Source organism: Proteus sp. STS61-E (genome assembly GCF_040932335.1).
Taxonomy (GTDB): domain Bacteria; phylum Pseudomonadota; class Gammaproteobacteria; order Enterobacterales; family Enterobacteriaceae; genus Proteus; species Proteus mirabilis_B.
This window is the reverse complement of sequence record NZ_JBFQGE010000002.1, coordinates 148,733-161,734: the sequence shown is the minus strand read 5'-3', so window position 1 is coordinate 161,734 and position 13,002 is coordinate 148,733. Positions and strand designations below refer to the sequence as shown.

Sequence of the window (13,002 nt, the reverse complement as noted above, 5' to 3'; positions counted from 1 at the left end):
GTGAGTAATAAATTAACGGGCTATGTATGGGATGCATGTGCTGTTTCAGGTGTTAAGGGTACCAAATTAATGATCATGGTACGACTAGCTGATTACTCAAGCGATGAAGGGATCGCTTATCCCAGTGTTGAAACTATCAGCCGTCAAATTGGTGCAGGAATTAGCACAATTCGTAATGCGTGTAATGAACTTGAGCGTGATGGTTGGTTAGTTAAAAAGCAACGTAGAAATGGCAATCGTAATGCTTCAAATTTATATTTTTTAAATGTCGATAAATTAGAAAAAATTGCATTAGAAGAAAATGCAAAATTAAGAAAACAGCGTGAAAAACTATCAAATTCTCACCGTCCAGATTCTGACCGTTCAGATTCTGACCGTACAGAAAACGATAAAAATATACGGTTTGACCCTCCAGAATCTGGCGTTCAAGGGGGTTTTCACCCTCCAGAATCTGGAGGCGATCCACAAGTAAATTCAAAACATGATCCACAAGTAAATTCAAAACATGATCCACAAGAATTACTCGAGGGGAAAAAATCGAAAAATAAATTCGATCCAAAATTATCTAAACCGTCAAATGTGAGTGATGAGGTTTGGCAGGATTGGATTAACTTCAGGAAAGAAATTAAAAAACCGCTGACAGAAACCATGTGCAAGCAACAAGCAAAAAAATTATCGCTTTGCACCGATGCCAATGCTGTGATTTGCAATTCAATTGCTAACGGTTGGCAGGGACTGTTTCCTGAAAGACCAGTAGTACAAACTCAAAAAGTAAATTCTCACACTGGGTTTAGCGAAAAAGATTACCAGTCTCAAGATCCGCATTGGTTTGTGGGAGGTGGAAATGTCTGAACAAAATTTACTAACTACGGTGAATATTCCACCTCGCTTTGCTAATGCGACATTTGAATCATTTGTCGCCTCAACGCCAACAGCAAAACATAATTTAAAAATTTGTCAGCAGTACGTTGAAACTTGGGGTGACCGAAAAAACGCAGGAGAGGGGCTTGTACTGTGTGGAACACCCGGAACTGGTAAAACACACCTTGCAGTATCAATCGCCCGTCAGATTGCCGGAGAATTGCAAGAAACGGTATTTATTACCACAGCCTCACGTATCATTCGCGCTTTTCGAAGAACATGGGCTGGAAATTCAGAATTCAGTGAACTTGATGTACTTGAAAAATATTGCACACCTGATTTGTTAATTATTGATGAAATTGGTGTTCAGTATGGCACTGATTCTGAACGTAATATCTTGTTTGAGGTGATTAATGATCGCTACGAAGATTTGCTACCTACAATTTTGATAAGCAACTTGCCCGTTGTTGATCTACAAGAAATGCTTGGTGAACGAGCCGTGGACAGATTATTACAGGGTGGAACGGTATTAACATTTAACTGGCCAACATATCGCAGAGGCAATCATCATGCATGAGAAAGAACTAGAATATGCGGTGATTAGTGGTTTGTTAGCTGGTGGTGCTAGTCAAGATGCGTATGAGGTATTAGCTACATTACCTGAAGATGCGTTTAGCTCTGGATATTTCCGTAATGTCTACAAAGAAATTAAAAAACAAGCACTAGCAAGCTCTCTAATAGATCCTTTTTTTATTGCTGACGCTTTAGGTGAAAAGGGCGATTTAGCAAATTTACTTGAGCTATCTAAAACACCTATTTGGACAGCGAATTTAAAAGGCTATGCTTCAAAAGTTTATAGTTATTATCGTGTTAGAGAAGTAATTCAATTAATCGCCAAGTATCAAAATGACATTACTACTGCAAATAATCATGAACAAGCTGAAGAATTTATTCATCAATTTGCAACCCAAATTGGCCAGCTGACAATTGGTAATCAGAACCTACTTCCTGTGCATTTAAATACACTACTTGAAGGCTATGTAGATGTTTTAGAACGCAGAAACAAAGGGGAAGATGCTGTTGGAATGATAAAAAGTGGTATTGAAGCTTTAGATGACAAAATTGGAGGTTTTAACCCAACAGACTTAGTTTTTATTGGTGGTCGTCCAGGAATGGGAAAAACAGAGCTTGCACTAACGATGACTGAGGGTATGACTAGAGATGGAGGCGGTGCATTGTTCTTCTCGATGGAAATGTCTAATCAGCAAATCACTGAGCGTTTAGTTGCCGGTTCTGCACAATTGCCAATATCAACATTGAGACATAGTGGGCGATTGGATGATGAAGGATGGGGGCGTTTAAGTTCAGCACTAGGCCATTTAATGGATAGAGATATTCATATCATCGATGCAAGTAATCTAACTATTGAACAAATATGTGCAATCAGTGAAAACCACAAACGTAAATATCCAAAATTGAAAGGTATTTTTGTTGATTATTTAGGGTTAATTAAAAAACCTAAAGCGGAACGTAATGATTTAGCGATTGCAAAAATATCTGCATCTTTAAAAGGGTTGGCAAAGCGATTACACACGCCAACTATTGCGTTAAGCCAGCTATCTCGTGATGTTGATAAAAGACCTATTAATCAACGCCGTCCTGTTTCTGCTGATTTACGCGACTCTGGTAGCTTAGAGCAAGATGCTGACTTAATTTTATTTACATATAGGGAGGCCGTATATAACCCAAATAGCCCCGCGAAAAATTATGCTGAGATCATTATTGATAAATTTAGGCATGGAGAAACCAGTACCGTCTACCAAGAGTTTAAGAATGGCCACTATCTGCCTACCGACCAAATTACAGCGTCAGAAGTGTCCAAAATGCAACAACAATCACAGCAAAGCGATAAACGCCGTCGTTACGCAGAAAAAGCATTTTAGTTAAAATAGAGGCGAGACCAATGGCAAAAACAGTAGCAGAACGTAAATCAGAACAACGTAAACGGCAGAAAGAATTAGGTGTAACCAAAATTGAATTATTTGTAGATAATCAAGAGTTGGAAATGTTAAAGCGTAATTGTGTATTGCGTATGCCTGGTCGAGAACCTTATGACATTGTTGAATACTTACAGATGATTATTCGTAAAGATGATGCTGAGTATAAAAGGCAAGCTGAGAAGTTATCTAAGCAGAAGTGTAAACGATGTGGTGAGCAATTACCTGTTCAACAATGCTGTTTGTCTGGTGATTCACAATGTTGGGTAACCAAAGGATATCATGAGGTAAAATTGAGTATATAAATACATTAAGAATACTGGTTGTCAAATGTTAATATACCCGAAGTTTTTTGGTTGACAAAAACACGAAAATGCGAAAATATATATCTGACATTTCACAATATAGGATTTAATACGAATGGAAGATAGAAGTCTTGCCCCTTGTTGGGATATTCAACCCTCTTTAGAAGAAAAACCAGTTACTTATTTATTGAAATCTATTGCTGGTGTACTAACTGAATTGCCTAAACATGAACATAAATTAGATTGTAATTGGATCAATGGTGTTCGTGCTTATGGGTGGGTCAAAAATCATATTCAAGATACTGCAGAAGAAGGCATTATACCAGAATTAAAAATGGTATATGACAAACTGGATTTTGTCTTTGCAATTAATAATATACCGATTCAGTTTTCAAAGGATTGTATTAGTGAACCAAAGAAAAAACATCGTTTAGTTCGAAATAAAGCAGAATTTAAACAATTAACATTATTTGGTGGTGATGATTCAGAAGCTGAAGAAGATCTCATTTGGCGTGTTCTTGCTGAGCCATTCTATATTGAAGATACGGATGATTATCCTCAGTGGGATGTAGCTTTAGTTGGGATTAATCAATATGGCGCATGTATTAGTGAGATTAGATACCATGACGCAGTTTCTGTTCCATTAATGGATAATTCAGAAGCGAGACCTGAAGCGACTGACATTAGTGATGCACCACTTAAACGTCGTAACGCACCAGATGAAACTGTGAAAAAAGATGGAACTGTTTGATTTTAAATCAGGCTATAGAGGGGATAAGTTACGTCTTGCTAGGATGGCGAGGGGGTTGTCGTGTGAAGAGTTAGCGACAGCTTTAGGTAAAAGTAAACAATATATTAGTAAATTAGAGAAAGGATTTAAACCATCAGAAGAGCTAACTGATGAGATTGCAAGGCATTTGAATATATTGCCTAATTTTCTATTTAGTGAACGTAGCTACCCAATAGAAGATGAACAATGTCATTTTAGAAGTAAAAAATCGAGAACTAAAACTTTAACTAATAGCATATTAGCTAGGGCTGAAATCTTGAGTTCTTTATTATCTGCTCTTGAAGATGAAATTGAATATCCTGAACTAAATATTCCGGATATTTCAGATCGAGCAATGAGTACATTAGATGATATTGAACGAATAGCTGAGAGTTGTCGTCGTTATTGGGGGATTGGTTTAGGACCAATAACATCTATGGTTAAATTCGTTGAGAATTTAGGCATTATTATCGCACATGTGTCCGATGTTGATGACAGAGTTGATGCTTTTACTGTAAATAGTAAGAGGCCAATAATAATTCGTAACGATGCTAAAAGTTCTGTATGTCGATTTAGATCCGATATTGGACATGAATTGGGTCATATTGTTTTACACGATGGAATTATTACTGGAGATAACTTAACTGAGAGTCAAGCAAATCAGTTTTCTAGTGCTTTTATGGTTCCAAGAGTTTCTTTCATGAAAGAATTTCCTAAAATGAAAGGGCGTTATTTAGATTGGAGTGCTTTAGTTGAGTTTAAATTACGCTGGAGAGTAAGCCTAAGAATGATAATTTATAGAGCTTCAGCTTTAGGGTTAATTACAAAAGACCAAGCAAGACAAGGATATATGTATCTTAATACAAAAGGATATACTGCAATTGAGCCTGGAGATAATTCTATCCAAGTTGAAGAACCAACATTACTTACTAGAAGTATTGAAATGTTAGACGACCTATCATGGAATAACATTCTTGTTAAAACAGGGATTACAAGAGAGTTAGTACGAGAATTGTTTTGTGTTAATAAACCAATTAGCGATAAAACTTCTTTTATTTATTCGGTTAGCTAATTCCTATATAATCATACCATTGGTCTGAACACCCAATCCTAAACACTTGCTGTGTCAACTGAGAGTCAAGTATGGCACAGCATAGCTTTATCAAAATGTCTAACGATACTCTTGTACCAGCTAACCCTGTTACGAGAGATTTTCTGCATTCAAAAATCAAATGTGGTGATGTGCTTTCAGCTAATTTTAAGAAAGCTCGTAACCCTCGATTCCATCGTAAATACTTCGCATTACTCAACTTAGGCTATGAATATTGGGAACCCATTGGCGGTACCATTTCACCTGAAGAAAAAGAGCTTGTGCGTGGTTACATCACATTCCTTTCATATTACACGGATAATGCTGACGCGCTCTTATCCGCATCTGATATCTATCTTGAAGAAGTTGCACTAAATCGTGCGCAAAATATTTCAGCAACAAAATCTTTTGATGCTTTTCGTTATTGGGTTGTAGAGCAAGCCGGTTATTACGATACGTTTGAAATGCCTGACGGCAGTTTACGTCGTGTCGCTAAATCAATCAGCTTTGCAAATATGGACGACTTAGCATTTAGCGAACTCTACAAAGCCACACTCGATGTGCTTTGGAATTTTATCCTTCGTAAGCAGTTTCCCACTCAAAAAGCTGTAGAAAATGCAGTATCTCAATTATTAAGTTTTACATAGAGGCAAGACCAATGATCAAATCAAAGACCAAAGAAGAAAAGAATTGGCTATCAGATGTAGCGGAACTGGGTTGTATTTGTTGTCGCAATATGGGGTTTGGAGCCAGTTTAGCGGAAATTCATCATGTTAGAACGGGGCAGGGAATGGCACAACGGGCTAGTCATACTGATGTTTTACCACTGTGTCCTCCACATCATAGAGCGTGTTACGAAACCGGCTTTCACGCTTCGCCTAAATCGTGGCAAGAAATTCATGGTACCGAAATTGAGTTGTTAGAACAGACTAAGCAAGAAGTAATGGAGTTACGAGCATGTCGAGTATAAAGAGCATATCCGATGGATTAAAACTTGATGATGATCAGGTCGCATGGATTCAGCCTTGGTTATCAAAATTTGGAGCATGGGTTTATTCAGGGAGGATAGAAAAAAGGCAAAGCAGTATTATCGCTGAATTTATGGCGACAGTAGAAAGGCGCAATTATCCCGAGCGAGAAATGTGTAACGATGATGATGGTATGTTGATCGCTAAAGTAGTCGATAAAATTTATCACATAGACAGAATAGCGTTTACGCTCTTATTATTGCGTTATGCCTTTTGTAGCTCAGATCGCGCTATTGCTCGTTATTACCACAATATAGCAAAACCGCGCCAAATGATTAGACGCAATAGAACGGTAGAATATAGAAAACCCTCGATGTCTACATGTAGAAGAGAAATTGAGGACATAATTAATTCAGCCGAATATTTAATTTACCCACATTTAAAAGATGCATTTAAAAAACGTGAAAAAGAGTGGAAAAGTAAAAATAATAGCAAGAACGTGTTGACTTCTTTGAGCCAATGATCCACTATTTAAGTATAAGTTGCCGTTTTTATACAGTGACCAACTAACCCAGCCTAAGCGCTGGGTTTTTTTGTATCTAAAACAGATAAGAGTTGCTGTTTCCTTTGTTCAGAGTTACATGTGTGTTCACGACCAATAACTGACCAAGGGTATTAAAATATCATGTTAAAACATAGTGATATGACAGAAGAGGCAAGACTTGTTTTTGAAGTTGTTCCGCACACGATGGAAGTTACAGCTGGCGAAGTTGCAGAATTTACTTATTTAACTGAGCCACGTTGTCAATTGATATTAACGCAGTTGGCGATGGCGGGGCTAATCAAAGAAAACATCAAAGAAAATACATTTCAAAATATCTAATACTGTGAAAATGGGCGACTGTAAAAGTGTTGGTAGCACCTTTACAGTCATTCACCCGTTCTGGTAGATCACGGACAAACTAAAGCCCACTGCTTATGTGCACAAAGCATAGTGAGCTTATCAAAAAAGGTTCTCCTGATCTATGAAAAATACTGTGAATTTAAACAGTGTGAATTTAAACAGTGTGAATTTAGTCAATGATGACTCACTCAGCTATATAAAAACACTTCCCGATAATTGTATTGATTTAATCGCAACTGACCCGCCTTACTTTCAGGTGAAGTCTTGTAGTTGGGATAATCAGTGGGAAAACGTAACATCATATTTATCTTGGCTTGATGAAATGCTTGCAGAATTTTGGCGGGTATTAAAGCCTAACGGTAGTCTTTACATTTTTTGCGGTTCTAAACTAGCGTCGGATACAGAATTACTCGTCCGTGAAAGATTTAATATTCTAAGTCATATTGTATGGGCTAAACCATCAGGGCCTTGGCGCAGGGCATGTAAAGCCGATTTACGCAGTTTCTTTCCAAGCACTGAAAGAATTTTATTTGCTGAACATTATCAAAACCCATACAAGGGTAAAAGCAGTACCTATCTTCAGCAATGCAAAGCGCTTAAAGAAAACGTATTTAAGCCTTTAATTGAGTATTTTAAATCTGCACGTGAATCATTAGGAATAACAGCAAAAGAAATAAAGCAGGCAACAGGTAAGCAGATGGCTTCACACTGGTTTAGTTACAGCCAATGGCAACTACCTAGTGAGTCTGATTACAAAAAACTACAAGAGCTGTTTCAGCGTGTAGCAAGTGAAAAGTTTAGTAGTAATCCTTTAAATCGTGATCATACTGATTTGATAGAAGTTCAGGCTTCTCTTAGTCGAGAGTACCAGGAGCTTGCTGAACAATATCAATTATTACGTCGTCCTTTTTCTGTCACCGTTGATGTTCCTTACACCGATGTGTGGACGTATCCACCTGTGCAATATTACGCAGGTAAACACCCTTGTGAAAAGCCAGCAGAAATGATGGAACACATTATTCGCTCAAGCAGTCGTGAGGGTGATCTGGTTGCTGATTTCTTTATGGGGTCGGGTGCAACACTAAAATCTGCATTAAAACTAAATCGTCGAGTTCTTGGGGTTGAACTTGAGAAAGAGCGATTTGAACAAACCACACTGGAAATAGAACGGTTTAGATTACGAAAGTAATTATGACTAATTCCGACTTTTATTAACTAATAAGCCCCAAGCTAAGGGGGAGGTATGAAGAAAATGCCATATAAAGACCCCAATAACTACAACTGGCTTGTGGGCATCCTTATCAGCGTTATGACTTTATTAGGTACTGCAGCTAGTTGTGCATATAAAGCGCTGAATGGGGAGCATATAAGTTGGGGAGTATTTTTCCTTCAAGTTATCGTCTCTATTTTTGCTGGTGCAATGGTGTATCTAACATCTAGCTATTATGAGTGGGTTCCAGAACTCGCTGGTGGTATTGCTGGTTTAGCCGGTTGGTCTGGAGCCGAGTTAATTAAAACACTAGAAAAGCGGTTTTTAAGGAAGGTTAGTGGTGAGTAAATTTGTATTTAGTACGCGTAGTGAAAAGAATATGCAGGGTGTTCATCCTGATTTAGTTAAAGTAATTCGACGAGCACTTGAATTAACCAATGTCGATTTTATGGTTATTGAAGGCAAGCGTAATGAAGCTCGTCAACGTCAATTGGTCATTAATGGTAAAAGTCGAACGATGAATAGTCGTCATCTTACTGGCCATGCCGTGGATTGTGCCCCTATTGTAAATGGTTCAATACCTTGGCAAGAATGGTCATACTTTAAAAAAGTGGCTGATGCGATGATCCAAGCAGGTAAAGAGTTTGGCATTGATGTTGAGTGGGGCGGTAATTGGGATTCATTCAAAGATGGCCCTCACTTTCAATTAACGTGGAAATCATATCCGGCGTAACATCTATGAATATCACCAAATTACTCGCTGGTGGTTGTGTAGTATTGGCGTTCTGGCTCTGGTGGGTAATAGATGACTACGACAAGTTGAGCAAAGACTACAACACAGCAACTAGCCAACTCTCCCAGCAAATCGAAATCAATAATAAATATCAATCTCGTATCACTAAATTAAACGAACTCGATACAAAACACACTAAGGAACTCAACGATGCAATGTCTGAAATTATCCAGTTGCGTGTTAGTGCTGAGCGTAATCCTAACAGGGTGTACATCAAAGCCGAGTGTCCAAAATCCGAAGGCGTTACCACCTCCGGCGTGGATGATGCAACCACCGCCCGACCTACTGACACCGCTATCAGAAATTATTGGTTACTCAGAGAGCGAATTGCAGAGTCAGAGCAGATGATTAAAGGGTTACAGGATTATGTTAGCACTGAATGCGCCTTGTAAACACCCGATCAGTATTGTTAATACTTATTTCTGATAAAAAAGCTTCAATAGCCTCTAATTCGATATCTTCGCTATGTCTTTTTATTCTTGATTTTATTGCTTTACTTAAATCATCAATAGTTGATTCAGGTGAAAAAATTCCAGAAACAATACCAGAGTTGGTGCTAGAAATTATGGAGCCATCAGACAATATACCATCTATTTTAGCTTGAACTTTACCATTTGCATTAAGTGTTATTTCTATCTCATAACCATTATTACACATAATATTTCCTTGTTATTAATTCATCATGATAAATAGATTGGGGCGATAAAATAAATATCAATATTAATCAAAATATTTTTAGCTCAACCATATTTGATGATTAACAACGTTAACGCCGTGTGGAAAAATGGTAAGACAATAAGGAGAGATAAACACAATGGCAAAACTGGATTGGGGGATGCTACAACAACAGTTCCTCGCCGAACATGCTATAACAGGAATATCCCCTAAAGAGTGGTGCGAACTAAAGGAACTAAACTACGCAACAGCCCGACGATATATCAAAATATCCAGTGCGCAGAATGCGCAAAAAACTGCGCACAAGAAATTGCGCACTGCGCAGAAAAAAGAATGCGCAAAAGAGCTAATGCGCAATAGTGATATACCCACTGCGCAGAGTAATGAATCCAGTAATGCGCATGATGATGAAAACACGTTTAGTCTGCGCAATTACGGACTAACAGAACAACAGATTAAATTTGTTAGTGAATACCTTATAGACTTAAATCGAACAGGAGCATATAAGCGAGCCGGTTATAAAGGCGAAGGAAATACAGCTTATGTAAATGCTACTCGCATGCTAAGAAATGCTAAGGTTTCAAGAGCAATCACTGACGCATTAGCAGAACGGGAACGTAGAACAGAGATAACCCAAGATGCTGTATTAAAAATGTGGTGGGATATCGCAACGGCAGACGTTAACGAACTGACTGAATACCGTCGATTATGTTGCCGTCATTGCTGGGGCTTTGGTTTCAATTACCAGTGGCGTGATTCAATAGAATTTGAAGATGCTACTAAAAAAGCGCTTACAGCCAATAAACCGCCTCCACAAAATGTGGGTGGGTACGGTTACGATGAAACATTAGATCCAAATCCTGATTGCCCTCGTTGTAATGGTGCTGGTATTGGTCGTGCGTACTTTCATGATACGCGTGATTTAACAGGGCCTGCTCGTCGAGTATTTGCTGGCGTGAAAGAAGGGAAGTTTGGTGTTGAGGTTATCACTCGTAATCAAGATGAAGCGCTTAAGATGGTTGCACAGCATTTAGGTATGCTTAAGAACAAGACGGAATTAACCGGTGCCGATGGTGGGCCTATTCAATCAACTGGTATTGACCTTAGTCATTTGAGTTTTGAACAGCTTATTAAATTGAGAAAGATCCATAAGACTGAATAAATATATCAATTCGACCTAAATACACAATATAAGTCACTTCATCAACCTATTGAGAGTTAAGTCATAAATTATCATATACCTGTATTATTAATTCTTTTTAGGTGTATATAATGAATAAAATTAAAGTTTTATTTTTATCTTTATTAATTTCGGGTTGTACTGTACCTGGGTTAACAAGCCATACAGATCATCCATTAGAGATAAAAGATATAAGTATTGGGGATAGCATTGAGTGTAATAGTTTAAAGGGTGAAATATTTGGAAATGTAAGAGTATGTCATCTTGATATTAAGAGCTATGGTGGGGTAGAGGTTAAATCAAGTACAGTTACATTATTGAATGAAAAAGTAGCTGTTGTTCGATTGTCATTATCTCAAATAACGGGTTTTAGCCAAACAGGCGTACTTAATGCTATGGCAAAGAAATTTGGTCCTCCAGCGAGAGGTGGACGTCCTAAAGTACATATTTGGACAAATAGTGGAAATACATTATACCTCGATGAAATTAAAGGAATCGTTGTTTTATATGGGGAAGATTTGAATCATGTTCAAAGCATAATTTCATCTTTAGATGCAAATGATCTCTAGTATTATTTTTTAAATTAAATGTATTTAATACGACTATTTAAGTAATTTAAATAGTCGTTTCTAAGGCAATATTATTAAAAAAAGGTGTTATTTAACATAATGGTGCTAATGCGCCCCTTCACTTTTGAACTCAACTAAAAACACAACCTAAACCGCTAAAAGTAACAATCTTCTTTCTGTTTAATCTCTTTTTTATTGTTAATCAATTGTTATCAAAAACATGAAAATCATTTCGTACCAATTACGGTATGGAAGGGTTGTTTTTGTCACTTTAGGTATCTCTATGGATGTCAATTTCGACTTGTTTGATGAAGAGGTCAGGAGAGAGATAGCTAGGCGTAGTTTGCATGAATTTATTCAGTATATAAACCCTGAATACATTACAAGCCACTTTTCAGAAACGGTATGTAATGCGCTAGATATATTTATTGAAAATATGATGAAGGGCGAACGCCCTAAGTTAATTTTAAGTGCGCCCCCTCAGCATGGTAAGTCTGATATTGTTTCTCGCTATTTGCCGGCCTATTTCTTTGGTAAATACCCAAATATGCGCGTTGGTGCACTATCGTACTCCTCAGATTTAGCTGGGGATATGAATACCGATGTTCAGCGAATTATGATGTCCGATGAATATCGTGCGTTATTTCCTAAAAGCTGGTTAGGTAATAAGCCTGAAAACGGCATTGCGGTTAAACGTAATTCTGACGAGTTTGATATTGCTAACCACAAAGGCAGTTATGTTTGTGCTGGTGTAGGTGGCCCATTAACAGGTAAGAAAGTTGATCTCGGTATTATTGATGATCCAATAAAGAACTCAAAAGAAGCCTTGAGTCCAACGACTAAAAAGTCGATATGGAATTGGTACGTTTCTACGTTTAAAACGCGTCTATCTAAATATAGCGGTGAAATCATCATGGCCACCCGGTGGGCTACTGATGACTTATCTGGACGATTAAAAGATATTGCACCAGAGACGCAAGTGTTAACGTTTCCTGCTATCAACGATAAGAACGAGGCGCTTGTTCCTGAGTTACACCCTCTTGATAAACTTCTTGAGACAAAAGCAATCCTCGGTGATTACTTCTGGTCTGCCATGTACCAACAAAAACCCAAGCCGGGTGATGGTCAAATCTTCCACGAAGAATTTGCTCAGTATTACTTACCAAAAGACCTACCTGAAAAATTCGATAAGGTTATCCATAGTTGGGATATGACTTTTAAAGACAGTGACGGCACCGACTTTGTGGTGGGGCAAGTTTGGGGCAAGAAAGATGCAAATGCTTATCTACTGTATCAAATTCGAAAACGTATGAGCTTTACTGAAACATTAAAGTCGGTGAAATGGCTAGCTGAAAAATTCCCTGAAGGGCGACGTAAGCTAGTGGAGGACAAAGCTAATGGCCCTGCTGTAATCGACTCTCTCAAATCAACCGTCTCAGGGTTAATTCCCGTCGAGCCAGATGGTAGCAAGGTTGCTCGTGCTCATGCGTGTACTGCTGAATGGGAGGCTAGAAATGTGTGGCTCCCTCATAAAGACATTGCGCCGTGGATTGTAGAAACCGTGGAGGAAATTACCACATTCCCGTTTGCTGGTCATGACGACACAGTGGATGCCATGACTCAAGCATTACGCGATTTATATCAGAAGAAAAAAGGTAGTTTCTTTACAACTAGGAGATGA

General features: G+C 38.1%; 18 protein-coding genes. 17 read left to right on the top strand and 1 reads right to left on the bottom strand.

What is annotated here, in order from left to right:
* From AB4J89_RS06555 to AB4J89_RS06490, 14 genes are all read left to right on the top strand, one after another.
* On the top strand, nt 1–852 hold the full coding sequence (locus AB4J89_RS06555) for a helix-turn-helix domain-containing protein (protein WP_368468639.1): 852 nt from the start codon (nt 1–3) through the stop codon (nt 850–852).
* Entirely contained in the window at nt 845–1,438 is a 594-nt protein-coding gene (locus AB4J89_RS06550; protein ID WP_368468637.1) for an ATP-binding protein, read from the top strand. Before AB4J89_RS06555 ends, AB4J89_RS06550 begins: the two co-directional genes overlap by 8 nt.
* Nucleotides 1,431–2,804: a replicative DNA helicase gene (locus tag AB4J89_RS06545; protein ID WP_368468635.1), complete on the top strand. Its 1,374-nt coding sequence runs from the start codon at nt 1,431–1,433 to the stop codon at nt 2,802–2,804. Before AB4J89_RS06550 ends, AB4J89_RS06545 begins: the two co-directional genes overlap by 8 nt.
* Nucleotides 2,805–2,824: 20 nt before the next feature.
* The gene (locus tag AB4J89_RS06540) at nt 2,825–3,163 is read left to right on the top strand and encodes a hypothetical protein (RefSeq protein WP_368468633.1); all 339 of its coding nucleotides are present in this window, start codon (nt 2,825–2,827) and stop codon (nt 3,161–3,163) included.
* A 115-nt stretch (nt 3,164–3,278) separates the two neighbouring features.
* Nucleotides 3,279–3,914, top strand: a complete 636-nt coding sequence (locus AB4J89_RS06535; protein WP_368468631.1) for a hypothetical protein — start codon at nt 3,279–3,281, stop codon at nt 3,912–3,914.
* Entirely contained in the window at nt 3,901–5,004 is a 1,104-nt protein-coding gene (locus AB4J89_RS06530) for an ImmA/IrrE family metallo-endopeptidase (protein ID WP_087726623.1), read from the top strand. The genes AB4J89_RS06535 and AB4J89_RS06530 overlap by 14 nt, the downstream gene beginning before the upstream one ends.
* 71 nt (nt 5,005–5,075) lie before the next feature.
* A complete protein-coding gene (locus AB4J89_RS06525; RefSeq protein ID WP_368468629.1) occupies nt 5,076–5,669 on the top strand; it encodes a DUF1367 family protein in 594 nt (197 codons plus the stop codon).
* A gap of 11 nt (nt 5,670–5,680) precedes the next feature.
* Entirely contained in the window at nt 5,681–5,992 is a 312-nt protein-coding gene (locus tag AB4J89_RS06520; protein WP_368468627.1) for a Ref family recombination enhancement nuclease, read from the top strand.
* A complete protein-coding gene (locus AB4J89_RS06515; protein ID WP_368468625.1) occupies nt 5,980–6,513 on the top strand; it encodes an antiterminator Q family protein in 534 nt (177 codons plus the stop codon). The genes AB4J89_RS06520 and AB4J89_RS06515 overlap by 13 nt, the downstream gene beginning before the upstream one ends.
* Nucleotides 6,514–6,675: 162 nt before the next feature.
* Entirely contained in the window at nt 6,676–6,873 is a 198-nt protein-coding gene (locus AB4J89_RS06510; RefSeq protein WP_368468623.1) for a TrmB family transcriptional regulator, read from the top strand.
* 142 nt (nt 6,874–7,015) lie between these two features.
* Nucleotides 7,016–8,083, top strand: a complete 1,068-nt coding sequence (locus AB4J89_RS06505) for a site-specific DNA-methyltransferase (protein ID WP_368468621.1) — start codon at nt 7,016–7,018, stop codon at nt 8,081–8,083.
* Between the two features lie 63 nt (nt 8,084–8,146).
* A complete protein-coding gene (locus tag AB4J89_RS06500) occupies nt 8,147–8,452 on the top strand; it encodes a phage holin family protein (RefSeq protein WP_368468619.1) in 306 nt (101 codons plus the stop codon).
* Nucleotides 8,445–8,837, top strand: coding sequence for a M15 family metallopeptidase (locus AB4J89_RS06495; protein ID WP_368468617.1), 393 nt, complete (start codon nt 8,445–8,447; stop codon nt 8,835–8,837). The genes AB4J89_RS06500 and AB4J89_RS06495 overlap by 8 nt, the downstream gene beginning before the upstream one ends.
* 5 nt (nt 8,838–8,842) lie before the next feature.
* On the top strand, nt 8,843–9,289 hold the full coding sequence (locus AB4J89_RS06490) for a lysis protein (RefSeq protein ID WP_368468615.1): 447 nt from the start codon (nt 8,843–8,845) through the stop codon (nt 9,287–9,289).
* On the opposite strand, the gene AB4J89_RS06485 is transcribed toward AB4J89_RS06490, so the two are convergent.
* A complete protein-coding gene (locus AB4J89_RS06485; RefSeq protein WP_368468613.1) occupies nt 9,267–9,554 on the bottom strand; it encodes a hypothetical protein in 288 nt (95 codons plus the stop codon). The genes AB4J89_RS06490 and AB4J89_RS06485 overlap by 23 nt on opposite strands.
* A 157-nt stretch (nt 9,555–9,711) precedes the next feature.
* On the opposite strand from AB4J89_RS06485, the gene AB4J89_RS06480 reads away from it, so the two are divergent.
* The 3 genes from AB4J89_RS06480 (at nt 9,712) to terL (ending at nt 13,002) form a co-directional block, all read left to right on the top strand.
* Nucleotides 9,712–10,734, top strand: coding sequence for a terminase small subunit (locus tag AB4J89_RS06480; protein ID WP_368468611.1), 1,023 nt, complete (start codon nt 9,712–9,714; stop codon nt 10,732–10,734).
* 110 nt (nt 10,735–10,844) lie between these two features.
* Nucleotides 10,845–11,321: a hypothetical protein gene (locus tag AB4J89_RS06475; RefSeq protein WP_196563808.1), complete on the top strand. Its 477-nt coding sequence runs from the start codon at nt 10,845–10,847 to the stop codon at nt 11,319–11,321.
* 283 nt (nt 11,322–11,604) lie between these two features.
* On the top strand, nt 11,605–13,002 hold the full coding sequence (gene terL, locus AB4J89_RS06470) for a phage terminase large subunit (protein WP_368468609.1): 1,398 nt from the start codon (nt 11,605–11,607) through the stop codon (nt 13,000–13,002).

What these genes read in the sequence shown, in the direction of transcription:
- AB4J89_RS06525 (WP_368468629.1), top strand. Translation starts at nt 5,076, where the DNA reads ATGGCACAGCATAGCTTTATCAAAATGTCTAACGATACTCTTGTACCA.
- AB4J89_RS06530 (WP_087726623.1), top strand. Translation starts at nt 3,901, where the DNA reads ATGGAACTGTTTGATTTTAAATCAGGCTATAGAGGGGATAAGTTACGT.
- AB4J89_RS06485 (WP_368468613.1), bottom strand. Translation starts at nt 9,554, where the DNA reads ATGTGTAATAATGGTTATGAGATAGAAATAACACTTAATGCAAATGGT.
- AB4J89_RS06505 (WP_368468621.1), top strand. Translation starts at nt 7,016, where the DNA reads ATGAAAAATACTGTGAATTTAAACAGTGTGAATTTAAACAGTGTGAAT.
- AB4J89_RS06510 (WP_368468623.1), top strand. Translation starts at nt 6,676, where the DNA reads ATGTTAAAACATAGTGATATGACAGAAGAGGCAAGACTTGTTTTTGAA.
- AB4J89_RS06535 (WP_368468631.1), top strand. Translation starts at nt 3,279, where the DNA reads ATGGAAGATAGAAGTCTTGCCCCTTGTTGGGATATTCAACCCTCTTTA.
- AB4J89_RS06480 (WP_368468611.1), top strand. Translation starts at nt 9,712, where the DNA reads ATGGCAAAACTGGATTGGGGGATGCTACAACAACAGTTCCTCGCCGAA.
- AB4J89_RS06550 (WP_368468637.1), top strand. Translation starts at nt 845, where the DNA reads ATGTCTGAACAAAATTTACTAACTACGGTGAATATTCCACCTCGCTTT.
- AB4J89_RS06520 (WP_368468627.1), top strand. Translation starts at nt 5,681, where the DNA reads ATGATCAAATCAAAGACCAAAGAAGAAAAGAATTGGCTATCAGATGTA.
- AB4J89_RS06515 (WP_368468625.1), top strand. Translation starts at nt 5,980, where the DNA reads ATGTCGAGTATAAAGAGCATATCCGATGGATTAAAACTTGATGATGAT.
- AB4J89_RS06490 (WP_368468615.1), top strand. Translation starts at nt 8,843, where the DNA reads ATGAATATCACCAAATTACTCGCTGGTGGTTGTGTAGTATTGGCGTTC.
- terL (WP_368468609.1), top strand. Translation starts at nt 11,605, where the DNA reads ATGGATGTCAATTTCGACTTGTTTGATGAAGAGGTCAGGAGAGAGATA.
- AB4J89_RS06540 (WP_368468633.1), top strand. Translation starts at nt 2,825, where the DNA reads ATGGCAAAAACAGTAGCAGAACGTAAATCAGAACAACGTAAACGGCAG.
- AB4J89_RS06545 (WP_368468635.1), top strand. Translation starts at nt 1,431, where the DNA reads ATGCATGAGAAAGAACTAGAATATGCGGTGATTAGTGGTTTGTTAGCT.
- AB4J89_RS06500 (WP_368468619.1), top strand. Translation starts at nt 8,147, where the DNA reads ATGCCATATAAAGACCCCAATAACTACAACTGGCTTGTGGGCATCCTT.
- AB4J89_RS06475 (WP_196563808.1), top strand. Translation starts at nt 10,845, where the DNA reads ATGAATAAAATTAAAGTTTTATTTTTATCTTTATTAATTTCGGGTTGT.